The organism is Magnetofaba australis IT-1, from assembly GCF_002109495.1.
GTDB classification, from domain to species: domain Bacteria; phylum Pseudomonadota; class Magnetococcia; order Magnetococcales; family Magnetococcaceae; genus Magnetofaba; species Magnetofaba australis.
Genome location: NZ_LVJN01000020.1, coordinates 1,282,113 through 1,307,328, shown reverse-complemented (window position 1 = coordinate 1,307,328; position 25,216 = coordinate 1,282,113). Strand labels below are relative to the sequence as shown.

The window sequence follows — 25,216 nt, the reverse complement described above, 5'->3', positions numbered from 1 at the left end:
CAAAGGGATCAAACCGAGCCCTCTTTGGTACCCCATATCGCCGGTTGGGTCAATTGCCGCCAATGCGGATCATTCGCCCCAGCGATCCACCAGTTGGTGCTCCACCCCCAACCGGTCGAGAATGCGAGCCACCACAAAGTCCACCATCTCCTCCACTTGCGCCGGTTTGTTGTAGAAGCCGGGCATGGCCGGGAGAATGGTGACGCCCATCTGCGCCAGTTTGAGCATGTTCTCCAGGTGGATCTGCGACAACGGGGTTTCCCGCGGCACCACAATCAAAGGGCGCTGCTCCTTGATGGCGACGTCGGCGGCGCGTTCGATGAGGTTATCGGCCAAGCCATGGGCGATGGCCGCCAGGGTGCCCATGGAGCAGGGGCAGACCACCATGGGGCGTTTGACCGACGAACCGGAGGCCATGGGGGCCATCCAATCCATGCGCGAGTAGTGGCGCAGATTGTCGTCGTCGCTGAAGTACTCCTCGATGGTGCGGCGCAACTCGGGATCCTCCTCGCGCCACTCCAGACCGCACTCCTGCTCCAGCACGCTCTCGGCGGCCAGAGTGAAGGTGAGGTCCACCCGTCGACCGGCTTCCAGCAGACACTCCACCAATCGCAGGCCATAGACGGAGCCGGAAGCGCCGGTCATGGCCACGGTGATGGGGGGGAGATTGCGTTCTGCGCGTCGAGACAACATGATACCATCCTTACACATGAGCGCGCGCCAGCCGGGAAAAGGCCAATCGCGCGCAATCAAGCAGTGGGTAGTGGGGATCGGGTACGCATTCTGTTTACGCTGATCAGGAAAAAAGGGAAGCGCCATGTCTGTTTACACCCTGGTGAAGAGCGCCGATCTGAACGAGTGGCTGCCGCGTTTCGCCATCGGCGCGATGCGTCAGCTGCAGGGGATCACCGAGGGGCTGACCAATAGCAACTATCGCCTGTCGACAGAACGGGGCGACTACATCCTCACCCTGATTGAGACCGCTGAAGAGGATGAAGAGTTGCGCTATCTGGTGGCGCTAATGAGCCACTTGGCGCTGCGCGGCCTGCCTTGTCCCCTGCCGATTTGCGATATCGACGGCGAGGCGATCCACCGCTTGGCGCAGCGCCCCACCCTGCTGGTCACCTGCCTGCCCGGTCGTTCGCATGAGACCCCCAACGCGGCGCAGGCGGCGCAGATCGGCGGCTGGCTGGCGCAGATGCATCGCTGCGCCGAGAGCTTTCGCCAGCAGCGCAACAATCCCCATGGCCCCAACCGCTGGGGCGGCATGCTGGCGCGCATGACCCCGCGTCTGCAACAGGAGGATCCCGACCTGCTGATGCTGTTGCGTTCCGCGCTGGAGAGCGCGCAGCAAGAGCTGTTCGCCGTGGACGCCCCGCGCGGCTGCTGCCACGCCGACCTGTTCCCCGACAACGCGCTGTTCGACGGCGAACGTCTGGTCGGCGTAATCGACTTTCACTACGCCTGCGACGAGCGCTTTGTCTACGACCTGGCCATAGCGCTCAACGCCTGGTGCTTCGATGAGGTGGGAACCCCGGACGCCAAACGGCTGGCGCGCATGGTGGCCAGCTATCAGGCCACCCGCCCCCTGCCGCCGGTGGAGCGGCGCCTGCTGCGCCCGGCGCTTCAGGCGGCGGCGCTACGCTTCGCCCTCTCGCGCCTGCACGACGAGATGTTCCCGCGCACGGGGCATCAGGTCACCGTCAAGCCGCCGGAGACCTACATCCGCATCCTGCGCTATCACCGTGAGCACGATATCGCCCACCCGTTGGATTAATGCTGGCAGCGGGGGCAGTAGAAGCTGTTGCGCTGACCGATGACGCGGCTGCGGATGGGGGTTTCGCACACCGGGCAGGCGGCGCCGTCGCGCCCATAGACGTTGAGCTTCTGCACGAAATAGCCGGGCTTGCCGTCGGTTTGCAGAAAGTCCCGCAACGTGGTGCCGCCCTGCTCAATGGCTTCCGCCAGCACCTGCTTGATGGCGGCGACCAGACGGTCACAGGCGGCGCGACTCACCCGCCCGGCGGCGCGATGGGGCAGAATGCGGGCGCGGAACAGCGCCTCGGAGGCGTAGATATTCCCCACCCCCACCACATTCTCCTGCGCCATGATCAGATTCTTGATGGGGGATTTACGTCCAGCGCAGCGCGCGTGCAGATAGGCCCCGGTGAAGACGTCATCCAGCGGCTCCGGCCCCAGCGCCGCCAATAGCGCATGGGCGTGAGGATCGTCCCCGGCGGCGACCCACAGCAGCGCGCCAAACCGACGCGGATCGTTCAGACGCACAGCGCGCCCCGAATCCAGCACAATGTCCACATGATCATGGGCGGCGGGCGGCTCGGCGGGATCGATAATGCGCAGGGAGCCGGACATGCCCAGATGCAGAATCATGCAGCCGGACTCCAGCCGCCACAGCAGATATTTGGCGCGGCGGGTCAGATCCACCGTGGCGCGCCCCACCGCTTCACCCTCTAGCGCCGCAACGGGAATCGGCCAACGCAATTGCGGCTGTCGCACGATTATCGACGTCACCCGCCGCCCGCTCACATGGGGGTCAAGCCCGCGGCGGGTGGTTTCGACTTCCGGCAGCTCCGGCATCGGCGTCAGGGTCAGGCGGAGGGGTTCCAGGGCCCGCGCTTGGGCTCGGGAAACACAAAAAACCGGCGGCCCAGGAAGTTCAGCACCAAACCGATCCCCGTGGCCCACAACTTGGCGGCCATGGCCCCGGCGCCGGCCATGAGCAACCCTTGAGTGACCCCCGCATCCACCAGCGCCACCCCGCACACCACCGCCAGATAGATGGCCAGCTCCGTGCCGGTGCTCCACTTGGCGTTCTTCTGGAACAGCACCCACACGCACAGGCGATAGTTCACCGCCGCCGCCGAGAAGAAGGCGATGGGCGCGGCCAACAGCGCCTCCACATTGAAGCCCTGATAGAGCAGCAGGAACAGCAGCAGATTGAAGATCGCCGCCGTGCCGCCGATGAACAGATAGACCAGAAACTGCATGAAGATGGGCGCATTGTGCGCGTTGTAGCGCATGATGCAGTAGAGCGCGCGGAAGCCGTCGCGCATACCGATCTTCTTGCCCTCTTCGTAGGTGCGCCCATTGTAGGAGATGCCCATCTCATGCACCCGCAGTCGGCGCTGGGCCACTTTGGCCACCACCTCCGGCTCAAATCCGAAGCGGTCCTCCTCGATATCGATGGACTGGATCACCTCCCGCTTGAACACCTTGTAGCAGGTCTCCATGTCGGTCAGGTAGAGATCGGTGAACATGTTGGAGAGCAGGGTCAGCAGCTTGTTGCCCATGGTGTGCCAGAAGTAGAGCACCCGATGCTGACCGCCGGAGAGGTAGCGCGAGCCCAGCACCACGTCCGCATCGCCCTCACGCAAGGGACCGAGCAGTCGCAGCAGATCGCGCGGATCATACTCCAAGTCGGCGTCCTGCACCGCCACGTAGTCGCCAGTGGCCTGTTGAAAGCCAGTGCGCAGGGCCGCACCCTTACCCTGATTGACCTCATGATTGAACACGCGAATGCGCGCATCCTTGGCGGCCAGTTGGTGGGCGATCTCAAGACTGCGATCCTTGGAGGCGTCATTGACGATCACCAACTCCAACGCGGTGTCCTCATTGGCGATGGCCAACACCCGATCCACGCAGCGGGCCAGCGTCGCCTCTTCGTTGTAGCAGGGGATCACAATGCTCAGGGTCGATTTGTCCGACATGCGGAGCCTCATAAAGAGTCAGTTTCATCGTCGCCAGACCATCCATTGGTTCCGGCTTTGGGGGGGCGCGTTCAGCTCTCGGCGCGACTGCGTCGCCACGCCATCATAATCAACAATGCCGCCAACGCAACCAACAGGGATGCCGAGAGCGTGGTTAATGCAATGATCACGGTGGGTTTGTAGACCAGATTGGCCTGGGTCGTCCCGGCGGGAACCTGGATGCCGAGCAGACCGCCATAGACGGGTTGCGTCGCCAATGGCGAGCCGGTTTGATCCACCACGCGCCAGCCGTCGCGGGCGGGGGTCGCCACCACCAACTGACGCGGAGCCTCGGCGGCGGCAAAACGCAAACGGTATTGCGACGGGTTGAATTCCGACGTCACCGGGGCCGCCTGACGATGCCTCATCGCCTGCGTATAGTTGCGACACATCAATCGGTCATGGGCGCATCCGGGCTTCACCGGCAACGGCTGATCCCACTGCGCATCGTCGCTGAAAAACGCCAACTGCGTCGCTGTATTGCGGTAGATCGCCACCACACGGTCGGCCACCGTCACCCGGTCGAGCAGAGTCAACGTCGGCGCCACTGGCGCGCCGTCCAACGCCGCCAGCACGTCGATGGCGTAAAACGCCAATAGGTCGGCGTCCTGCGCCTCCCCCTCATCGAAACCGATAGTCCCATACGGAAAGCTGGGCGACGCGTCGAACAGGGAGAGGCTTCCCCCTTTCAAGGACCCCGTGGCCAGCGCGCGCTGGCGCTCGGGAAAACTGATGGTCATGAGGGAGGATTGCGCCAAAATATCCTGATTGCCGCGCAGCCACGCCTCCAGTTCGCCATCCAAGGCGATGCGCATGCCGGGTCGCTCCGCCGTGGCGCGCCACAACGCCGCATCCAACGTCGAATCCCGCTCCAACTCCCGCAGCGTGACCACATCTTCAGCGCCCCGGCTGAGGGCCCACGGCGTGGGCAGAAACGCTGCCGCCAACGCCGCCAGTTGCAGACCGATGATGACGCGAACCCAGCGCTCGCTCAGGGTTCCGCGCGCCGCCCAATGGTGCAGCAGAGCGCCGCCGGCCAAACAGCCAAACAGCACCGCCAGATCGCGGCTGTGCAGCGGCGAGGAGACCACCACGCCATCGGACGGGGTGAAAATCGCCACACAGGCCGCCAGAAACAGCCACGCGAAACGTTGAGCATGAGGTGCGCCGCGCCAAACCAACGCCGTCATCGCCAGCAGCGCCAGCGGCGCGCCGAAGAAGATCAAGCGATAGCGCTGATCAAATTGGAAGAAGATGAAGCCATCGGGATGCAGATGGATATTGAGCAGAAAACGCACAACGGTGAGAATCTGGTGCAGCCCCAACGGCAGCGGATCCTTCACGCTGCGCGCCACTACGTCGCCGTATTGGTCGAAAATGGCGTATTCGCTCAGCAGCGCCCACACATGGGCCGCGCCGATGAGCGCGCCCAGCACTGCGGCGACCACCAGCCAGCGGTAGGTTTGTCCATTGCGCCCGCTCACCGCCACAGCGTAGAGCAGGAAACCCACGGTGAATTGCGGGATGACCCCGAAATGGCCGTTGAGGACGAACAGTCCCGACGCCGCGCCCAGAAACAGGGTCCAGAACAGCCGGTTTCGCTGTGTTTGCGCCCCCGCCAAGCCGGTGATGCCCAGGATCACATAGGGGGCGAAGGTGATCATGGCCACATGGGTGGGCCAGAAGTCCCAGAAGGCGTATTCGACAATAGCCGAGGAGTAGAGGAAAGAGACGGCGGCAAGGGTGGCGAATCGCGCTGCGGCTCCCACGTGGCGCAGGATCAGATAGACGCCAACGCCGCCGATAAACAGCGCCGTCAGATAGAACAGATTGAGCCAGGCGCGCGCACCCAGATACGGCAGCGCGGCAAAAGCGGGATGGAAGTGTTGCGACTGGGTCAGCGGCAGCGGCGCGCCAAAGCCCATGAGGGTGGTCCACCAGGAGAGTTGGTCGGCGCGCCACATCTGTGCGAACAGTTGCGTGGCCAACATTGAGGAGTTCATCTCCTCGATATCATGGGTGCCGTATACAGCGAACACGGCGACCACGCCGACGCACGCCAGAAAAATCCACCCGTAGGGAAAGGCCGCTTGCGGCTTGATCATGGTCCTGTGACCTTCGCGCACGCGCGCCGTGTGCGCCGCTTTGGACGCTGTGGGACCAGGGAGCGCGGCAAGCTGTTGCGCTCCTGTGCGAAATAGGAAACACTGCGAGGCTTCATCAGATTCAAAACCCGCTGCGTTTTCCTCTCTCCGCGCCCTCTGATTCGTGAGCGAAACGGCGGATGCCCGGCCTGTGACGCCCACAGGACGCCATCAGAGAGAGAACACGAATCTGACGCCAAAGCGCAGAGTGTAAACGAGACCCCGCGCGCCGGGCAAGTGACCGCGCGGCGATTGACTTGGTTGGCCGATCGGGGCCACAGTGAGCGCGCTGGACGCCAGCGCGCATATCGTAAATCAAGATGGGATAACCAACATGGCATGGCTGTGGTTTTTACCGGGTGTTCTGGCGACTGCTCTGCTTCTGACCCTGTGGCCGCTCTTGCGACGCAACGGCAATGCGCCGCTGCCGGTGGGGCTGGAGGGCAATCCGCGCATAGAGTTGGAAGAGCGCCGCGACCTGCTCATCCGCCAGATCAAGGAGCTGGAGGTGGATGTGGCCGCCCAGGCGCTGGACGCCGCTGACGCCGCCGAAGCGCGCGCAGGGTTGGAAACCGAATTGGCCGACGCCCTGGCGCGCCTGGACGCCGCGCCCAAACAAACCGCTGCGCCAGACAAGAGCAACGGTTCTCTCTCCATTGCCGACCGCGCCATGGCGGTGAGCGTGGCCACGCTGACGGTGGCGGTGAGCGCCGGACTCTACATCATGCTGGGCGCGCCGGTGGACCCGGATAAAGTCGCCGCCCAGACCCCGGCCGGCATGGGGTCGGGCATGGGCCAAGCCGGCGGCTTCACCCCGGACATTCAGAAGATGGTGGCGGGACTGGCGGCGCGCATGGCCGAAGACCCCAGCGACATGCAGGGGTGGGCGATGCTGATCCGCTCCTATCAGCGCATGGGTATGGAAGAGAAGGCGCGCGCGGCGCTGGACGGCGCCCTCAAGCAGCTCAATGAGATCGCCGCCGAGTTGCAGAAAACCCCGGATGATGTGGAAGCTTGGTTGGCCTTCGCCGACGAGTGCCAGAACTTTGGTCTGGAGTCGCGCGCCATCGACGCCTACACCCACATTCTGACCCGCAAACCGGACAACCTGGAAGCCGCTTTGAGCCTGGGCGCGCTACAGGCGCTCTCCGATGACGCGCAACAGCGCCAGTTGGGCGAGACGCTGCTCAAGCATCTGGTGGAGAGCAACCCTGAGCGCTATGAGGCGTGGTGGTATCTGGGGGTGATCGCCAGCCAGGCTGGCGATGAGGATCTGGCCGCCAACCGCTGGAACAAGCTGCTGGAGCTGATGCCTGCGGACCACCCCAACCGGGATCGCGTGCAGCAGGCCCTTGATGGCTTGCGTCAAAAGCCATAAGCGTGTGATACTGTCGCGCTTGCATGCAGAGGCGTATTTTTGATCAACCGTCGGTAATAGGCGGTGGTCGCCGATACGGCGCAAGCGTTGAGTATTGAGCCCAGCCCCTGGCGCTGGGCCTCTGGGATTGAATCGACTGGTCGACGCGCAGAGCGTGACGACCACTGAAGGAGAGACCGCATGTTTGGCATTGGCGTTCCTGAGCTGCTGATTCTGCTGGTAATCGTTTTGGTGATCTTTGGCGCGGGCAAACTGCCCAAAGTGATGGGCGATTTGGGCCGCGGCGTCAACAGCTTCAAAAAAGCCATGGATGAGCCCGACGCGCCTGCGGACAAGCCCAAGACCATCGAAGGCGAAAGCTCGTCCGATAGCGAGAAAAAGGCCTGAGCCCCACTGTGGTTTTTGCGGCATCGGTTTCTGATTTGACGGGGTAAGCGGCCATGTTTGGCATGGGCTGGAGCGAAATCTTTATCATCACAGTGGTGGCGCTGGTGGTCATCGGCCCCAAGCAGCTGCCCGAAGTGGCGCGGGGTTTGGCGCGCGTGCTGCGCCAGGTGCAGCGCATGGCCAACGAGGTTCGCAACAGCATCGACCTGGAAGAGCTCTCCGAGCCGCGCCGCTCCTCTCCCTCATCACACGCGTCAATCGATCATCTCAATGATGATGAGCACGATGATGATGACGATGACGCCATCTGGGGCGGCGACGCCGATGAGTGGCGCGAAGCCAAGCCACAGCCGCCTGCAGCGGACAAAGCCAAACCCGCGACGCCATCCGCCGCAGCGCCTTCGGAGTCGCAGACCCCAAGCAAGCCCGAGGCGACCTCTGCAGCGCCTGCGTCTGAAACCGACGCCAAATCCTCGCCCACCTGAGCAGCCAAGACCGCGATATGACTTTGGGAACCGACGACAAAGCCCCCCTGATGGACCACCTCATCGAGCTGCGCTCGCGGCTGATGAAGTCGGTGGCGGCCATCATGATCGGCTTTCTGGCCTGCTACGGCTTCTCCGAGGATCTGTACAAATTCCTCACACTGCCGCTGCGCGGAGTGCTGGGTCCCGACGTGAAGATGATCTTCACCGCTCCGCAAGAGGCGTTCTTCACCTACTTGAAGCTCTCCTTTTTGGCCGGGACCTTCCTTGCGCTGCCGGTGGTGTTCACCCAACTGTGGCTGTTTGTGGCCCCCGGTCTGTACGCCCACGAGCGCAAAGCGACGCTGCCGTTCCTCATCGCCACGCCGATCCTGTTCTTTGTGGGCGGCGCGCTGGCCTATGAGTTCGTCATGCCGCTGGCGTTCAAGTTCTTCCACAGCTTTGAGACCAGCGACATCCAGTTGATGCCCAAGGTCAACGAATACCTCAGCCTGGTGACCAAGCTGGTGTTCGCCTTCGGCATCGCCTTTGAACTGCCGGTGGGTCTGCTGCTCATGATCCGCGCCGGCATCATCTCCACCAAAACCCTGGCGGAGAAACGCAAATACAATATCGTGATCGCCTTTGTGGTGGCGGCGGTGCTCACGCCGCCGGACCCCTTCACCCAGGTGATGTTGGCGATCCCGCTTTTAAGCATGTATGAATTTTCCATTCTTGCGGGTCGTCGCATTGAGAGAAAGCGCGCCTTGAAGGAGGCCGAAGAGGCCGCCGAGGCCGCCGACTGAGCGAATCCGCGCCAGCCTGTCCCCATCCGTCCGACGCGGCTGTGCGTCGCGCCCGGCAGCGGGACGCGAAAGGAACCGTCCGTGTCCGACGTCGATAACGCCCAATCCCTCCACATCATTCCCCTGGGAGGCCTGGGGGAGATCGGCATGAACCTGATGGCCTATGAGTTCGACGGCAAGATTCTTGTCGTCGACTGCGGCCTCACCTTCCCCACCCCGGACACCCCCGGCGTCGACGTCATCATCCCCGACATCGACTACCTGCGCCAGCGCCGCGACGACGTCATCGGCATCGTCCTCACTCACGGCCATGAAGACCACATCGGCGCCCTGCCCTACATCTGGCCGGAGATCCCCGTCACCATCTACGCCACCGCATTCACGCTGGGGCTGCTGGGACGCAAATTCCGCGAACACCGCATCGAACCACCCACCATCCAGGTGCAACATCGTCAGCCGTTCCAGTGCGGGCCGTTCAACATCGCCTTTATTCCGGTGACCCACTCCATCGTCGACGCCTCGGCGCTGGCCATTCGCCTGCCCATCGGCGTGGTGGTGCATACCGGCGACTTCAAATTCGACTACACGCCTGTGGATGGCCGCCCCACCGACCTCTACAGCTTCGCCAAGCTGGGCGAAGAGGGCGTGCTGTGCCTGTTGTCGGACTCCACCAACGTCACCCGTCCCGGCGCCTCGCGCCCGGAGCGCATCGTCGGTCCGCGCCTGCGCGAATTGATCGAACGCGCCGAAGGGTTGGTGGTGGCGGTCACCTTCGCCTCCAATATTCAACGCATCCAGCAGATCATCGACGCCGCCAAAGCGTGTGGCCGTAAGGTCATTCTCAATGGCCGCTCGATGGAGGCCAATGTGCAGGTAGCCCGCGAGTTGGGCTTCATCCAGGTCAGCGACGCCGATCTGGTGCCGGTGAAGAAGTTTGACCAGCATCAGCGCAGCAATCTGGTGGTGGTCTCCACCGGCAGCCAGGGCGAACCCAACTCCTCCCTGGTGCGCATCGCCCAGGGCGAGCATCGCGACATCCGCGTGCTGGCGGGCGATATGGTGATCTTCTCCTCCAAGTTCATCCCCGGTAACGAGCGCGCCATCTGGACCTTGATCAACCAACTGTTCCAGGACGGCGCCGAGGTGATCCACGAGAAGGACTATAAAGATATCCACGTCTCCGGCCACGCCTCGGAGGAGGATCTGAAGCTGATGCTGGCGCTCACCCGTCCGCGCTTCTTCATGCCCATGCATGGCGAACCGCACCACCTGCACCGCCATCGTCAATTGGCGCTGCAGATGGGCATCCCCGCCGAAAACACCACGGTGGCGCTCAATGGCGACCGCGTGATTCTGGATCAGACGGGCTTCGGCTTGGGCGAACCTGTCCCCCATGGGCGGGTGTTCGTGGATGGCAAAGGGGTGGGCGATGTGGGGGATATCGTGCTGCGCGACCGGCGGCATCTTTCTGAATATGGCTTGGTGACGGTTATTTTGGTGGTGGAGAAGGATTCCGGCAAGCTTCTTGATAGGCCTGAACTACTGACCCGTGGCGTGGTGCATGAGGACGAGAGCCAAGAGCTCCTCGAAGACGCCCGGATTGCAGTGGAGCAGGCCCTCGAACTGGGGCCAAGAGGCATGGACTTCAGCGACGACGAACAGGCCACCGCCAACGATTTGGCTGTGCGTGCGCTCCGCCGCTTCTTCAAGAAGCGTCTGGGTCGCCGACCCGTCGTGCTGCCATTGGTAATGGAGATGTAGATCGTGGTCAAACGGAGCCCCAACCGGACCCGCAACAGCAGACTCAACCTCAAACCCCAACCCGCCGCGCGCAAGGTCAAGAGCAACGCCAAGCCCGTCAGCAAGAGCAAGAGCAAAGTCCGCGGCATGACGCGTCTGGGCGCGGTCCAGGCCGGACAGTTGCAGGCCATGGCCGCCAAGCGCATGGCGCAACTGCGCGAGGGCAGTGGGATTTTGGTCACCGGCGCCACGGCGTTTGTGGCGTTGAGCCTACTCAGCTACAACCGCGCCGACCCCTCCTTCAACCATACCGGCTCCGCCGCGGTGCAGAACCTGGCGGGTCAAACCGGCGCCTATCTGGCGGATATCCTCTATCAAGCGCTTGGGATTTCGGCGGTTATTCTGCCGCTCATTCTGGCCTTTTTGGGGATTCGCCTGTTCCTGCGCTCGCCTATCAAGGTGCAGTGGGACCGGGTGCTGGCGATGCCGGTGTTGATCATCAACACCTGTATTCTGGCCACCATCTTCATCACCCCGGACCCCATTGAGCAGACCCTCCCCTCCGGCCCGGGCGGCGTAACGGGGGTGTTGGGCTCGCAGATGATGCGTGACGCTTTTGGCGTGTGGGGCGCGTTGCTGCTGTTGCTGCCGTTGCAGGTGATCGCGTTTATGCTGGTGACCCGTTTCACCTTCAGCGAGCATATGGCGCAACTGATTGAACTGTTGCGTCCTGCCCCCTCGCCTGAGGCCAGCACCGATGCTGATGACGAGCGTGAAGAGCCCTCAGGGACGCCGCTGTCTGCGCGCCTGAAGCAGGGCGGCGCTGGCGCAATAAGCAATCTGGGGCTGCTGGCCGGAGCGCTGCGCGAGCGCGTGGGCGACCTCGGCTCCCGCGTGGGCGACCAGGTTCAAGCGCTGCGTGAGCGGCGCTACCAGGAGGTGGAAGAGGAGGATCACGAACCGTTGCTGGAGGTGGAGGAGTACGATGCCGCCAGCATGGATGCGGCTTTGCGTGAAGACCCCATCGATCCCGATTTTGTCTCCGCCTGGGACGCCGTCAGTGAAGACGACAGCCATCATGAGCCCGCCTTTGCTGACGATGACGCGGCAGGCGATGATTGGCCCGCCGCCGAGCCCAGCCTGGAGCCCGACGCCCTGATGCTGCAACAAGCGCCGGTGCGCGCTGAGTCCAAGGCGTCCAAAGCCTCCAGCCAAAGCGACCCTGTCAGCGACGCGATGCGCTTTGACGCCCGCATCAAGGCCCATGAAGAGGCGCTGGCGGCGGATCAGGCGTTGGCCGCCATGCAGTCGGCCAACGCTGACGACGCTTTGACGCCCCGTCAAGAATCCGTGGTCGACGCTGCCGAAATGACCGCCCCGATGGCGTTGCAAGCGGACGCCGTTGCGCCGCCTCCCGCGCCCAGCGGCAATGGCGCGCCGCCGCAGCCGCAGATGGAGCCAGAACAGGAGCCCGAAGAGGAGCCCGCCGCGCAAACGCAGGAAGAGCCCAGCGGCGCCGTGGACTCCAGCTATATCGACTCCTTCTTCAACGACCCTGCGGGGATGGATCCCGAACTGGACGCCCTGGCCGCGCAGTTTGCGCCCGAGCCTGAACAACCGGCGGCGCCCAGCGAACCGATGATGGACAGTGAGCCCCGCTTCGACCCGGAAATGGTTGAGGCGACCCCCCTGGCGCAGATTGCCCCGCTCAACGAACCCAGCATGGAGTCGTCTGAACAGAGCGCTATTCCGGCCGAGCCCGACTTCACCTGGGATGACGCCCCGGTGGACGAACGCACTGAACCCGCTTGGGACGATGCTGCGCCGCAGCCTGAGTTCCAACCCATGGCGCAAGCGCCCGTGGAGCCGGAATTCCAAGCGCCGATTGAACAACCGACGCCGGATCCGTTTCTGGCCCAGGCGCAAGCCAAATGGGACGCCGATGAAGAGTTTGCCCCGCCCGCGCAGACGCTGACGGTGGAGCAGCCGCAGAATCAGCAACCGGCCCCGCTGATGATCGACCCGGCGCAACAGGAGTTCGCTCCCGTGCAGGAGTTTGCGCCTCAGCAGGAGTTCGCGCCTCAGCAGGAGTTCGCGCCTCAGCAGGAGTTCGCGCCTCAGCAGGAGTTCGCTCCCGTGCAGGAGTTCGCGCCCCAGCAGGAGTTCGCCCCTCAGCAGGAGTTCGCCCCTGCTCAGGAGTTCGCTCCCGTGCAGGAGTTTGCGCCGCAGCAGGAGTTTGCTCCCGTGCAGGAGTTCGCTCCCGTGCAGGAGTTCGCGCCGCAGCCGGAATTTATGCCGCAGCCCGAGCCCATGGCGCCGATGGATAACGATCAGACCATCACCGCGCCTGCGCCGGAGTTGACCATCGAGTCCATCCAAGCGGCTTGGGATCAAGCGGAAGACGCCTACGCTTCGGCGGAAGTGAATCAGACGCCTTCTGCGCCTATGGATGCGGCCCCCATGCCGCAACCGGCCCAGGAGCTCAACGCCGAGTCCATCCAGGCGGCGTGGGACGCCGCGCAACAGGCTGGCGGTCACGCTGCGGGCTCCACCATTCCGGTGGCCGCCGCTGTCTATGACGCCGAGCCGGTGCAAGTCCCGTCGCAAGACGCGCCTGCGCCGATGGCGATGGGTGAGGACGCCCTGCCCGCCGATCAGTTGGCGGAGATGAATGCGCATCAGCAGGCCTATCGCAACGCCATTCTGGAGCAGACCCCCACCGAACCCATGGAGGGGATTCAGCCGTGGGACGACGCGCCGCTGGATGAAGAGAGCGAAGACGATTTGGGGGCGATGATCCGCCCGCAGATGCCTCAAGAGGAGATGGCGCAGGACGATCTCCAAAACGAGCCGCAAGAGGCGTTACAGTCGCCGGTGATGCAATCGGTGGCCGAAGAGCTGGGCGAGACCCAGCAACAGCCCCACTTCGGTATTGACGGCCAGACTCTGCCGCCCAAAGCGCCCTACGAGTTGCCGTCGCTGGAGCTGCTGCAGCCGCCCCCGCCCGAGCGCGTGGGCCCCAGCATGCAGTATCTCAACGACAAAGCGCGCCAGTTGGAAAACGTGCTGGGTCACTTCAAGGTGAAGGGTCAGATCATCGACCACCACCCCGGCCCTGTGGTCACCACCTATGAGCTGGATCCCGCCCCGGGTCTGAAAGCCGCCAAGGTGATCGGCCTGGCCGACGACCTGGCCCGCTCCATCAGCGCGCTGTCGGTGCGCGTGGTGGGCAATATTCCCGGCAAGAGCGTCATCGGCGTGGAGGTGCCCAACGAAGAGCGCCAGACCGTCTACCTGCGCGAAGTGCTGCAATCGCCGCAGTTCCAGCAGTCCGACAGCCCGCTGACCGTTGCGCTGGGTTCGGACATCTCCGGCGATCCGGTGGTGGCCAATCTGGCCAAAATGCCTCACTTGCTGGTGGCGGGCACCACCGGTTCCGGTAAGTCAGTGGCGGTCAACGCCATGATCTGCTCGATCCTGTTCCGCGCCCGCCCCGAGGATGTGCGCTTCCTCATGGTCGATCCCAAGATGCTGGAGCTCTCCATCTACGAGGGCATCCCCCATCTGCTAGCGCCGGTGGTGACCGAGGTGCACAAAGCCGCCACCTTGCTCAAGTGGGCGGTGCATGAGATGGAGGAGCGCTACCGCCTGATGTCCGAGATGGGCGTGCGCAACCTCAAAGGCTACAACGAGCGCGTGGAGGAGTGCATCGCCAATGGCGAGCAGCCCACCCGTCGCGTAAAGGTGGGTTTTGACCCGGAAACGGGCTACCCGGTGGAGCAGGACGAAGCGATTCCGCTGGAGAAGAAGCCGATGATCCTCATCGTCATCGACGAATTGGCGGATCTGATGGTGCAGGTGGGCAAAGAGGTGGAGCCCTGCATCGCGCGTCTGGCGCAGATGGCGCGAGCGGCGGGCATTCACCTGATCCTGGCCACCCAGCGGCCGTCGGTGGACGTGATCACCGGCTTGATCAAGGCCAACTTCCCCACCCGCCTAGCGTTCCAGGTCTCCTCGCGCATCGACTCGCGCACCATCCTCGACGCCCAGGGCGCCGAGCGTCTGCTGGGCATGGGCGATGGCCTCTATCTGCCGCCGGGCACCTCCCACATTCAGCGCATCCACGCGCCGTTTGTGGCCGATGGCGAAGTGCATGCGCTGGTGAAGTATCTCAAGCGCTATGGCGGCCCGGCCAGCTACGACGCCAATATTCTGGTCCCCCGTGAGGGCGGCGAAGAGGTGGAGAGCGCCGAACTGGGCGGCATGCCCGCCATGCCCGGCTCCGGCGGCGACGATTATGATGAGCTCTATGATCAAGCCGTGGCGCTGGTGATTCGCGCCAAGCGCGCCTCCACCAGCATGGTGCAGCGGCAGTTCAAAATCGGCTACAACCGCGCCGCGCGTATTGTGGAGAAGATGGAGGAGGATGGCTTGGTGTCGCCCCCCAACTCCGCTGGTAAGCGCGAAGTGATCGCCCCCAATGCGGGGATGGACGATTACTAAGCCGCCGCCTCTGCGGTCAACGAAAAAAGCCTGACTCCGTTTGGAGTCAGGCTTTTTTTATATAATAGATCAAAAGTAAAGCTGCACAGAACGACCAATATTTGTGTGACGTAAGTTAGTCTTGCGCTGACTATTGGCCGCCGACTGGTCGGCGGCGGGGTCTGGGGGCCGCGCCCCCAGCGGGGGTGTGGGGCGGAGCCCCACAGTGTGGCTGTTGATCTTGGGAGTTCGAGGGCAAAGCCCTCGATATCTTTCATCGTCAATGTCCAATTTTGAATGTGACTATTTTCTGCGCGCGCGATCACTGCGCATCACGGTTCGACGAACGCATCCAATCGATCCGCCAACGCCTCTGCCGCCTGTTTGAGTTTAAATTTGGCGATGAGCGGCGCGATCTCCTCCACCACCTGGCGCGCTGCCGATGGCAGCGTCATGGCGTCCAACTCTGCAAGAGCGGCTTTGGCGTTGCGGGGATTGCGCGCCAGTAAGGCTTGCTTGAGTTGCTCCAAAGCCGCCCCACATCGCTGCGCGTCAAACGGTTCAGGGTTTGATGCATTCGTTGTTTCAGAGGCGCGCCCCACCTGCGCCAACCACTGCGCACAATCGTCCAAAAACGGGGTCAGCACAATCTGCACCCGTTTGGCCAGCGCCTCCAGATCGGAAGATTGCGCGCCGCCCTGGGCAATCGCCATCTCCAACTCATTGCCCGCGCGCCACAGCGCATCATGGCCAATGCCGCCGCACAGTCCTTTAAAGGTGTGCGCAATGCGTTCCGCCTCGCCCATGCTCCCCTGCCGCAGCGCGGCCAAGGTCTTGTGCATATCCTCGCCATGCTCCTGGCTGAAGCGACGCACCATGGCGGCATACAGCCCCGTATTGCCCGCCACCCGTTGCAGCCCCAACGCCATATTCACCCCAAGCAATCCGCCCTCGTCATCCGTGTCGTCCTGCGCCGAAGGCGTAAGCAGCGCATCCGCCGCCACGATGCGGGAGTCCGGTAGATAGCGCATGAGCGTATCGCGTAACGAATCCGCGTCGATGGGTTTGGGCACATGGTCATTCATGCCCGCGTCCAAACAGCGTTCGCGATCTCCAGCCATGGCGTTGGCGGTCATGGCGATGATGGGCGCCTCCGGCAGCGGCGACTGCGCGCGAATGGCGCGCGCCGCCTGCAACCCATCCATATTGGGCATCTGCAGATCCATGAAGATCACATCAAAGGGCTCCAGACAGGCCATGCGCACCCCTTGGGCGCCATCATTGGCCACCGTCACTTCACACCCCATCTGCGAGAGCAACTCCACCGCCACTTGCTGGTTTAATGCGTTGTCCTCCACCAGCAAAACACGCGCATCGCGGATAACGTGAGTCGGCTCCCGCGCCGACTGTGCGGCGTGGCGCCCCAACTCCGTGCGCGCATCGCAATGGCCGTACACATCACACACCAAGGTATCGAACAGCCGCGCCGCACTCACCGGTTTGGAGAGAAATCCCGCCAGCGCCAGAGTCGATGCCTCCTGCCGCACCGACTCCAGTGCGTGCGCGGTGACCAGAATGACGCGGGGCTTGGGCCGTAACGCCGCACTGTTCTGAATCCGCCGCGCCGCCTCCAAACCGTTCACGCCCGGCATCTCCCAATCCATCAACACCACATCCACCGGACGATCGTGCGCCTGCTCCTGTTCCAGACGCGCCAACGCGGCTTCGCCACTGCCCTCGCGCAGCGCCTCAAAACCCAGCTCCGCGCACAGATCACCCAGAATTTTCAATGCCGTGGGCGAGTCGTCCACCACCAGGATGCGTTTGCCCTGCAACGGCTCCGGCACACCATCGGCCAAGCGCGGAATCTCTTCGTGCAGTTCAAAGCGGGCGGTAAACCAGAATTCACTCCCCTGCCCCTCGACGCTGTTGACGCCAATGCGACCGCCCATCAGTTCCGCCAGCCGCTTGCTGATGCTCAACCCCAGGCCGGTGCCGCCAAAACGCCGCGTGGTGGAGGCGTCGGCCTGGGTGAACTCCTGAAACAGCCGCGTCATGTGCTCGGCGGGGATGCCGATGCCGGAATCCCGCACGCTAAAGCGCAGCAGCGCGGAGTGAGCGTCCCGCTCCTCCAGCGACGCCATTACCACGATGTGACCGGTATGGGTGAATTTGACCGCATTGCTGGTGAGATTGAGCAGCACCTGATGCAGGCGCAACGGATCGCCCACCAAACCGATGGGGATCTCCGGCTCCATGGCGGTGAGGAACTCCAGCCCCTTCTCAGCGGATTTGACTGAAATGATGTTGGCCAGATTCTCCAGCGTCTCATCCAGCCGGAATGGCGCATGGTCCATATCCAGCTTGCCCGCTTCGATTTTGGAGAAGTCGAGAATATCGTTGATAATCCCCAGCAGGGATTTGGCTGCGGACTGGGTCTTGCCCAGATAGTCGCGCTGTTTGTCGGTGAGCTGCGTCTGCAACGCCAGATGGGTCATGCCGATGATGGCGTTCATGGGGGTGCGGATCTCATGGCTCATATTGGCCAGAAATTCCGACTTCGCCTTGGACGCCGCCTCGGCTTGGAGCTTGGCTTCATTGAGCTCGCGAGTGCGCTCGGCCACCTGCTCTTCCAGCCCCTCCAGCGCCTGCTGCAGAGCCTGATTGGCCTCCCACAACTCCTGACTTTTGATATCCAGCAGCCGCTCGGCCTCCTGACGCGCATTGCGTTCGCGGGTCAGACGCCGTTGCCAGCGCGCTTCCGGGTCGACATCGTTCATAACGGCCTATCCCTGGCGCGTAATGGTGATCACCGCATCATTGGCCGATCCCGACATCTCCACCTCGGCGGGCTCATTGAAGTGCGCCATGGCGCCTTTGACCAACCCCAGCGCCAGGGGCGCAAAGGGACGGCTGGATTTGTAGCTCAGGCGCATGATCTTATCGCCATCGCGTGTGAAGGTGATCACGGGCAACTCGGCGGAGGGGTAGAGTTTGCGCACATGCGTGTGAATGGTGCTTTCGATACCCTCCAAAAACTCGAAGGCGTCGGACTTGCCTGAGAAAAAGTCGGGATAGAGCACACGGAAGCGCCCCAGCAGATGTACGCCAAACGCCTCCACCAACGCCTCGGGCGGTTGGCCGGTCTTTTGACTCAACGCGCCCACCAACGCGACCAACTCGTCATGGGCATACACCCCCATGGCGGTGTAGGAGCCATCATGCGGGTTCTCCGCCATGTCGATGATGTCGTCAAGCATATCGATGGAGAAGGCCTCCTCCACCATTTGCGAGAACTCGGTAAACACGATGCCCAGCATGACGCCGCCTTTCTTTAAACGCAGTCGCGCTCAGGAGATATTCACGAGGAACAGCGCTGACACTGCATTCGATTATGTTTGAATAAAAAAAGCATAGCGTTGTTTCCAAAAGGTGGAAAGAAAAACAGCAAATGCGCTGAGTGTTTTTGATCAATTGAGCGGTATTCCAGACAAACAAAAACGGGCGACCTCAAGTCGCCCGCTTTGGGAAAGCATTCCACTCTTTAAACGACAGAGGGGGGAATTAATCGCGTTCGTCCAACCACGCCATCTGAATCGCTTCGAGGATCTTTTCGTTACAGTGTTCCAGATCATCATCGAACCCGTCGAGCGCCATCACCCACTCCTGCAAGTCGGTAAAGCGCACGCTCATGGGGTCCACATCGGTCTTGGAATCGGCCAGCTCGATGGCGATATCGTGCACGTCAGTCCACTTCATGGCGCTGCTCTCCTTATGCGCGGATCACTTCTGATCCACGCGCATGTTGCGGTTGTACTCGGGGATGGTCACCACCAGCCCGTCCAACTCCTCGGTCATGATCACCTGACAGCCCAGACGGCTGGTGCTGGTGAGGCCGAAGGCGCGGTCGAGCATATCCTCCTCCTCGTCCTCGGCTTCCGGGAGTTTATCGAACCACTCAGGGGCGACGATCACATGGCAGGTGGAGCAGGCCAGCGAGCCTTCGCAGGCGCCTTCCAGCTCCACGCCATTATGGTGCGCCGCCTCCATCACCGATTCGCCCGCTTCGGCGTCCACGGTTTTGTTCATCGGCAGAAAAGTCAATTTGGGCATGAGCCGCTCCGTATTGTCCGCATCCCACGGACTGTCCTGTCTAACATGTTTGGAAGATATATAGAGACTGGGGCTTCGCCCCAGACCCCACAAGGCCAAAGGGGAACAAATCTCCCTTGACCCGCCAGGGCGCCGCCCTGGACCCGCCAGGAGTATAATCCTCCTGGACCTGTATAAGTTTCACTCTGAGCGATCGCCACGCTTGCGCGCATGACCCCGGCACTGTCTCTCTAACCCGCCGTCAATGCCCACCTTCTATCAGGAATCGACGAACTCGTCCACCTTGTGGCCGGTCATCGCCTCTTGAATGCCCCGATCCATGCGTCGTTGGGCAAAGAAGGTGGTGGCCTTGTCCAAACTCTCGATCTCGGCGTTGATCACCGCCGCATCATCGCCCTTGTGCGCTAGAATCAGCTTCTCCATAGCGTTCTTCACCTGCTCGGCCTCGGCCTCATTGAGCAGATCGCCATCCGCCTCCAAGGCTGCGATCAGGGCGTTGATGACGCGCTCGGCGTCAACGCGGGATTCGGCCAGACGCCGCGCCTGCATGTCATCCTCGCCATGCTCCAACGCATCGCGCAGCATGGTTTCGATCTCGCCATCGGAGAGGCCGTAGCTGGGTTTCACCTCCACCGTCTGCTTGGTTCCGGTGGTCTCCTCTTCGGCGGAGACGGTGAGCAGGCCGTCGGCGTCCACCTGATAGGTGACGCGAATGCGCGCCGCGCCGGCGGTCATGGACGGAATGCCGTGGAGTTCGAAGCGGGCCAGGGAGCGGCACTGTTCGGCCAGCTCGCGCTCGCCCTGCACCACATGCACCGCCATGGCGGATTGATTGTCCTTGAAGGTGGTGAACTCCTGCGCCCGCGCGGTGGGGATGGGGCTGTTACGGGGGATGATCTTCTCCACCAGCCCGCCCATGGTCTCCACCCCCAGCGACAGCGGGGTGATATCCAGCAGCAGCAGGTCGTCGCCACGCCGGTTGCCCGCCAGCAGGTCCGCTTGCAGCGCCGCGCCCAGCGCCACCACCTCGTCGGGGTCGATGTCGCACAGCGGCTCGCGTTTGAACAGATCAGCCACATAATCGCGCACACGGGGCACGCGGGTGGAGCCGCCCACCAGCACCACGCCGTTCAGCTCGCCGGGCTTCACTCCCGCATCCTTCATGGCGCGGCGGCAGGAGAGGCCGGTCTTCTTCACCAGCTCTTCGATCAAACCATTAAACAGTTCACGGGTCACTTCGGTGGAGAACACCGAACCATCGGCGCGCTCCACTTCGGCGGTGACGCTCTGGGCGTCGGTGAGGGCCTCTTTGGCCATGCGCGCGGCTTTGGTCACTGCCTGCTGAGTCTGGGAGTCGGGATCGTCCACGCCCATTTGCGCCAGCAGATGTTTGGCCAATTCGCGGTCGAAATCGTCGCCGCCCAGGGCGGAGTCGCCGCCGGTGGCCATCACCTGGAACACCCCGGCGGTCAGTTTCAGGATTGATACGTCAAAGGTGCCGCCGCCCAGGTCGTAGATGGCGTACATCCCCTCCGCGCCCTGCTCCAGGCCGTAGGCCAGAGCGGCGGCGGTGGGTTCATTGACCAGGCGCAGCACCTCCAACCCGGCCAGTTTGCCGGCGTCTTTGGTGGCGTGGCGCTGGGCGTCGTCGAAGTAGGCGGGCACGGTGATCACCGCGCCGAACAGGGAGCCGCCCAGCATCGCTTCGGCGCGCTGTTTGAGATTCTTCAGGATCTCGGCGGAGACCTCCACCGGCGACACATGACGATGGGTGGTGATCACTTTCGCCATGCCGCCTTCGCCCGCTTCCAGGTCGTAGGGGGTTTTGCGCCCTTCGCCGGAGACGTCGGCCAGACCGCGCCCCATGAAGCGTTTGATGGAGAAGATGGTGTCTTTGGGGTGGGTCAGGGCGTTTTGGCGCGCCGCATAGCCCACCACGGGCTCCTCTTCGGCCTCGCCGTAGAACACCACCGACGGCACTGCGGTGCGACCGGTGATATCGGGCATGCACTGGGGTTTGCCGTCCTGATTGATGGCCGCCACCAGGGAGTAGGTCGTGCCCAGGTCGATGCCCACCACGCGTTTGGCGTCTTCGGGGGTGGCTTCGTGGGGTTTGGCGGATTGTCCGGGTTCGGCGATATCGAGCAGGACGGGCATGGGATATCCTTGTGGTTAAGACGTGCGCCGGAGCAAAAAGTGTTTGCGTGACGCGCTTCGAGCTTGCTCTATTTATTGGCCTCCGGCTGGCCGGAGGCGGGATTCTTAAGGGTCTGTGACCCTTAAGCGGGTCACGGGCGGAGCCCGTGCGGCCCTCAAGCCGAAGGCTTGAAGAACTCAACAATCTAAAGGCGGAGCCTTAATATCTAACGCATTAATCGCGCCCTCTTTTCAAAAGCAAAATCGTAGATTTTGCTGGGGCGCTTCCTTGCTCAATTTGCTTCGGCAAATTGAGAGAGGAGTCTGGGGAGCGCCGCCTCACATAGGCGGCATTATCATCAAGTTCCCAGCATGCCGCCGAAAGCGGCGGTTTTGGGCTGGCTCCCAAGATCGCCATAAGCGATGCTCTTGAGCTGGCTCCTCTGCAATAAGAACCTATCCGTCCATCAAGTTATTCTCTAATAAATCTCTAAATTCCTAAAATCTGCCGCAAACACACTGAGGCTTTCCCAAGCCCAAATTTCTACGGCATTCGCTCCTGTCGGCTGCGCCGACATATCGCTCACCGCCGTTTCCCGTTTTCCCTTTGTGCTGGCTCACCGTTTCGCGCTCTCTATACCGCTTTGTGCTGGCTCGACCCTCTTCGCTCGGGAAACGGCCTAAAGCTTAAAGACCTTGGGGCGCTGCCCCAAACCCCGCCAGGGCGCCGCCCTGGACCCGCTGGGGTCGCGGACCCCAGACCCCGCCTCCGGCCAGCCGGAGGCCCATAGACAGCGCTAGCTCCAACTCCGTCACGCACACACTTTGACTCTGTGCTGGCCGGTGGCTAGAACAGCTGCTCCTCCATGCGGTCCACCTCTTCCAGGAACCGCTGGTGATAGCGCAACCGATCCGCATGCACGCTGGCCGCTTCCACATCCGGGCTCGCCATGTCCGCAAACGCACTGCGCAACGCCTCCACCTCTGCGTCGGCATGCTGCTCCACCTGATCGCGCAGGGAGTCCAGGCGATCCATGGCGTCATCCGCGTCCATGTCCACCTCGGAGAGCGCCTCGCGCAGCTCCATCACCTCCATCAGGAACATCGGATCCTGCGCGCCGCTGCCCGTCCCCTCGCCCCGGCTAACGCCAGATTGGGAGAGTAGATACTCGGCGCGCCGCAGCGGATCCTTCAGCGCCTGCATGGCGTCGTTCAAGCGCGTCGCCTGCTCCAAAGAGAAGCGACGCTCCGTGGCCGACTTGGCGGCGAAGCGATCCGGATGCAGCTTCTGCTGCCACTCCCGCCCTGCGCTCTCCAACGCCGCCACATCCACCTCATACCCGCGCGGCAGACCCAAGAAGTCGAAATGGTCCTGCTTGGGGTTGGGCGGTTGAATGGCGTTGCAAGTGGGACAGAAGGGCGCATCGCCCACCGGACCCTTGCAGGACCAGCAGGCGCGCGCGGTGGAGGCCGATGCAGACATCCCCGCTTACACCTTGAACGATTCGCCGCAACCGCAACGGGAGGTCTCGTTGGGGTTGCCGAACTTGAAGCCGGACTTGAAGTTCTCGGTGACGTAATCCATCTCGGTGCCAGCGATAAACAACAACGATTTGGGATCCACCACCAGCTTCACGCCGTGCTGTTCAAACACCTTATCGCCCTCTTCGGGCTCGTCGGCGTACTCCAATTTGTAGGAGAAGCCGGAGCACCCGGCGGTGGCCACGCCCAGACGGATGAAGGCGTCGGGGGTGCCGCGTTGATCCAACATCGCTTTGACGCGACCGGCGGCTTTTTCCGTCAAGGTGATCTGCTGAGGCTGACTCATGGTTCTGCACTCCACGCTCCCCTCAAAGGAGGAGCATGCGGGCGGAGCGTCCGCCCGCGTGATTGAAGGGATTACTTCTGCTTTTTACGGTAATCGGCCACCGCCGCCTTGATGGCGTCTTCAGCCAGCACCGAGCAGTGGATCTTCACCGGCGGCAGGGCCAGCTCTTCGGCCACGTCCTTGTTCTTGATCTGCAGCGCTTCGTCCACGGTCTTGCCTTTGATCCACTCAGTGACCAGAGAGGAGGAGGCGATGGCCGAACCGCAGCCAAAGGTCTTGAACTTGGCGTCGTTGATCACGCCATCCTCACCCACCTGAATCTGCAGTTTCATCACGTCGCCGCAGGAGGGCGCGCCCACCATTCCGGTGCCCACGTCCTCGGCGTCCTTATCCATGGAGCCGACGTTACGGGGATTGTCGTAGTGGTCGATGACCTTGTCGTTGTAAGCCATGTCAGTTCACTCCAAAGTAGCGCCCCGTGGGGCGGGATAGTCATGCGAAACCGACGGAATATGGGCCAGGACGCAACAGCGTGTTGGCCCATCAGCCGCCGGGTGGAAAATCGGGACATTCATGGCCCGATTTTCCGGGGTCTGGGGGCCGCGCCCCCAGCGGGTCGAGGGCGGAGCCCCGTGGGTCCAGGGCAACGCCCTGGCGGGGTTTGGGGTGGAGCCCCAATATCTTTCACCAGCCTGGATTCCATCTTCTGAATCTACAGCAAGGCTCAGTGCTCGGCCCACTCGATGCTGCTCAGATCCACGCCCTCCTGCACCATCTCCCACAGCGGGGACATATCGCGCAGTTTGTTGACCGCCGTGATCACCAGATTGATCACGTAGTCGATCTCCTCTTCGGTGGTGAAGCGACCGATGCCGAAGCGGATGGAGGTGTGGGCCATGGCCTCGTCCACGCCCATGGCGCGCAACACATAGGAGGGCTCCAGAGAGGCCGAGGTGCAGGCGGAGCCGGAGGAGACCGCCACATCCTTAATGGCCATCATCATGGACTCGCCCTCCACATAGCCAAAGGACATGTTGAGGTTGCCCGCCACGCGCTTCTCCACATGACCGTTGACGGTGACGTGGGTGAGCTTCTCTTCGATGCCTTTGCGCAGCTTCTCGCGCAGCATGAGGATGCGCTCGTTCTCAGTGGCCATCTCTTCGGTGGCCAGACGGCACGCTTCGCCCATGCCGACGATGAGCGGGGTGGCCAGGGTGCCGGAGCGCATGCCGCGCTCATGACCGCCGCCATGGATGATGGCGTTCAGACGCACGCGGGGACGGCGACGCACATACAGCGCGCCAATGCCCTTGGGACCGTAGATTTTGTGCGCGGAGATCGACAGCAGGTCGATGTTCATGGCGTTCACATCGATGGGCATTTTGCCCACGCCCTGGGCCGCGTCGCAGTGGAAGAAGACTTTGCTGTCGCGACAGATCTGGCCGATCTCCTTGAGCGGCTGAATCACGCCGGTCTCGTTGTTGACCGCCATCACCGACACCAGGATGGTCTTGTCGGTGATGGCCGCGCGCAGCTTGTCCAGATCCACCAGACCATCCACGCCCACCGGCATGTAGGTGACCTCAAAGCCCTTCATTTCCAGCGTGCGGCAGGTGTCCAGCACCGCTTTGTGCTCGGTGACCACGGTGATGATGTGGTTGCCTTTATCTTTATAGAAGTCGGCCACGCCAGCGATGGCGAGGTTATCGGACTCGGTGGCGCCGGAGGTCCACACGATCTCGCGCGGATCGGCGCAGATGGCGTCGGCCACCTGTTTGCGCGCGGCTTCCACCGCCGTATCGGCTTCCCAGCCGTAGGGGTGGGAGCGCGAGGCGGGGTTGCCGAATTTCTCCACAAACCACGGCGTCATGGCTTCAAAAACACGCGGATCCATGGGCGTGGTGGCCTGATAATCCATATAGATCGGCAGTTTCATGGTGTGTCCTCAGCTTACGCAGCCGCCACGATGGC

General features: G+C 62.7%; 20 protein-coding genes and 1 pseudogene. 7 read left to right on the top strand and 14 right to left on the bottom strand.

Going from position 1 to position 25,216, the window contains the following annotated elements; genetic code table 11:
* Positions 1-69 precede the first annotated feature (69 nt).
* Positions 70-693: a UbiX family flavin prenyltransferase gene (locus MAIT1_RS17870; RefSeq protein ID WP_085446207.1), complete on the bottom strand. Its 624-nt coding sequence runs from the start codon at positions 691-693 to the stop codon at positions 70-72.
* Between the two features lie 124 nt (positions 694-817).
* On the opposite strand from MAIT1_RS17870, the gene MAIT1_RS17865 reads away from it, so the two are divergent.
* Positions 818-1,777, top strand: coding sequence for a homoserine kinase (locus MAIT1_RS17865; protein ID WP_085444923.1), 960 nt, complete (start codon positions 818-820; stop codon positions 1,775-1,777).
* On the opposite strand, the gene mutM is transcribed toward MAIT1_RS17865, so the two are convergent.
* The 4 genes and pseudogenes from mutM to MAIT1_RS17850 all read right to left on the bottom strand — a co-directional run bounded on the left by mutM (position 1,774) and on the right by MAIT1_RS17850 (position 5,872).
* Positions 1,774-2,598, bottom strand: coding sequence for a bifunctional DNA-formamidopyrimidine glycosylase/DNA-(apurinic or apyrimidinic site) lyase (gene mutM, locus MAIT1_RS17860; RefSeq protein WP_085444899.1), 825 nt, complete (start codon positions 2,596-2,598; stop codon positions 1,774-1,776). The two genes, MAIT1_RS17865 and mutM, sit on opposite strands and share 4 nt — an antisense overlap.
* An 11-nt stretch (positions 2,599-2,609) precedes the next feature.
* Complete coding sequence (locus MAIT1_RS22600; protein ID WP_349678500.1) at positions 2,610-3,008, bottom strand: GtrA family protein; 399 nt, start codon at positions 3,006-3,008, stop codon at positions 2,610-2,612.
* Between the two features lie 21 nt (positions 3,009-3,029).
* Positions 3,030-3,728 (bottom strand): annotated as a pseudogene (locus MAIT1_RS22595) (glycosyltransferase family 2 protein); the annotation flags it as partial.
* 71 nt (positions 3,729-3,799) lie between these two features.
* The gene (locus MAIT1_RS17850) at positions 3,800-5,872 is read right to left on the bottom strand and encodes a hypothetical protein (RefSeq protein WP_085444897.1); all 2,073 of its coding nucleotides are present in this window, start codon (positions 5,870-5,872) and stop codon (positions 3,800-3,802) included.
* 373 nt (positions 5,873-6,245) lie between these two features.
* On the opposite strand from MAIT1_RS17850, the gene ccmI reads away from it, so the two are divergent.
* From ccmI to MAIT1_RS17820, 6 genes are all read left to right on the top strand, one after another.
* Positions 6,246-7,289: a c-type cytochrome biogenesis protein CcmI gene (gene ccmI / locus MAIT1_RS17845; RefSeq protein WP_143814917.1), complete on the top strand. Its 1,044-nt coding sequence runs from the start codon at positions 6,246-6,248 to the stop codon at positions 7,287-7,289.
* Positions 7,290-7,469: 180 nt separating this feature from the next.
* Positions 7,470-7,676: a twin-arginine translocase TatA/TatE family subunit gene (gene tatA / locus MAIT1_RS17840; RefSeq protein ID WP_085444895.1), complete on the top strand. Its 207-nt coding sequence runs from the start codon at positions 7,470-7,472 to the stop codon at positions 7,674-7,676.
* A 53-nt stretch (positions 7,677-7,729) separates the two neighbouring features.
* Positions 7,730-8,161, top strand: a complete 432-nt coding sequence (gene tatB, locus MAIT1_RS17835) for a Sec-independent protein translocase protein TatB (RefSeq protein WP_085444894.1) — start codon at positions 7,730-7,732, stop codon at positions 8,159-8,161.
* A 17-nt stretch (positions 8,162-8,178) separates the two neighbouring features.
* Positions 8,179-8,946 carry a twin-arginine translocase subunit TatC gene (gene tatC / locus MAIT1_RS17830; RefSeq protein WP_085444893.1) on the top strand — a complete coding sequence of 256 codons (768 nt, stop codon included), beginning with the start codon at positions 8,179-8,181 and terminating at the stop codon, positions 8,944-8,946.
* Between the two features lie 81 nt (positions 8,947-9,027).
* A complete protein-coding gene (locus tag MAIT1_RS17825) occupies positions 9,028-10,707 on the top strand; it encodes a ribonuclease J (RefSeq protein ID WP_241893500.1) in 1,680 nt (559 codons plus the stop codon).
* A 3-nt stretch (positions 10,708-10,710) separates the two neighbouring features.
* A complete protein-coding gene (locus MAIT1_RS17820; protein ID WP_085444892.1) occupies positions 10,711-15,189 on the top strand; it encodes a DNA translocase FtsK in 4,479 nt (1,492 codons plus the stop codon).
* 311 nt (positions 15,190-15,500) lie between these two features.
* Here the strand turns inward: MAIT1_RS17820 and MAIT1_RS17815 are convergent, their stop codons facing one another.
* The 9 genes from MAIT1_RS17815 to MAIT1_RS17775 all read right to left on the bottom strand — a co-directional run bounded on the left by MAIT1_RS17815 (position 15,501) and on the right by MAIT1_RS17775 (position 25,181).
* The gene (locus MAIT1_RS17815) at positions 15,501-17,948 is read right to left on the bottom strand and encodes a hybrid sensor histidine kinase/response regulator (protein ID WP_085444891.1); all 2,448 of its coding nucleotides are present in this window, start codon (positions 17,946-17,948) and stop codon (positions 15,501-15,503) included.
* Between the two features lie 6 nt (positions 17,949-17,954).
* The gene (locus tag MAIT1_RS17810; protein ID WP_085444890.1) at positions 17,955-18,488 is read right to left on the bottom strand and encodes a heme NO-binding domain-containing protein; all 534 of its coding nucleotides are present in this window, start codon (positions 18,486-18,488) and stop codon (positions 17,955-17,957) included.
* Positions 18,489-18,732: 244 nt separating this feature from the next.
* The gene (gene iscX, locus MAIT1_RS17805) at positions 18,733-18,927 is read right to left on the bottom strand and encodes a Fe-S cluster assembly protein IscX (protein ID WP_085444889.1); all 195 of its coding nucleotides are present in this window, start codon (positions 18,925-18,927) and stop codon (positions 18,733-18,735) included.
* Positions 18,928-18,951: 24 nt separating this feature from the next.
* Positions 18,952-19,281, bottom strand: coding sequence for a ferredoxin family 2Fe-2S iron-sulfur cluster binding protein (locus tag MAIT1_RS17800; RefSeq protein ID WP_085444888.1), 330 nt, complete (start codon positions 19,279-19,281; stop codon positions 18,952-18,954).
* Between the two features lie 258 nt (positions 19,282-19,539).
* A complete protein-coding gene (gene hscA, locus MAIT1_RS17795) occupies positions 19,540-21,438 on the bottom strand; it encodes a Fe-S protein assembly chaperone HscA (RefSeq protein WP_085444887.1) in 1,899 nt (632 codons plus the stop codon).
* Positions 21,439-22,264: 826 nt separating this feature from the next.
* Entirely contained in the window at positions 22,265-22,900 is a 636-nt protein-coding gene (hscB, locus tag MAIT1_RS17790; protein ID WP_085444886.1) for a Fe-S protein assembly co-chaperone HscB, read from the bottom strand.
* A gap of 6 nt (positions 22,901-22,906) precedes the next feature.
* Positions 22,907-23,245, bottom strand: coding sequence for a HesB/IscA family protein (locus MAIT1_RS17785; protein ID WP_085444885.1), 339 nt, complete (start codon positions 23,243-23,245; stop codon positions 22,907-22,909).
* Positions 23,246-23,316: 71 nt separating this feature from the next.
* On the bottom strand, positions 23,317-23,697 hold the full coding sequence (gene iscU / locus MAIT1_RS17780; RefSeq protein ID WP_085444884.1) for a Fe-S cluster assembly scaffold IscU: 381 nt from the start codon (positions 23,695-23,697) through the stop codon (positions 23,317-23,319).
* Positions 23,698-23,969: 272 nt separating this feature from the next.
* Positions 23,970-25,181, bottom strand: coding sequence for an IscS subfamily cysteine desulfurase (locus MAIT1_RS17775; protein WP_085444883.1), 1,212 nt, complete (start codon positions 25,179-25,181; stop codon positions 23,970-23,972).
* Positions 25,182-25,216 lie beyond the last annotated feature (35 nt).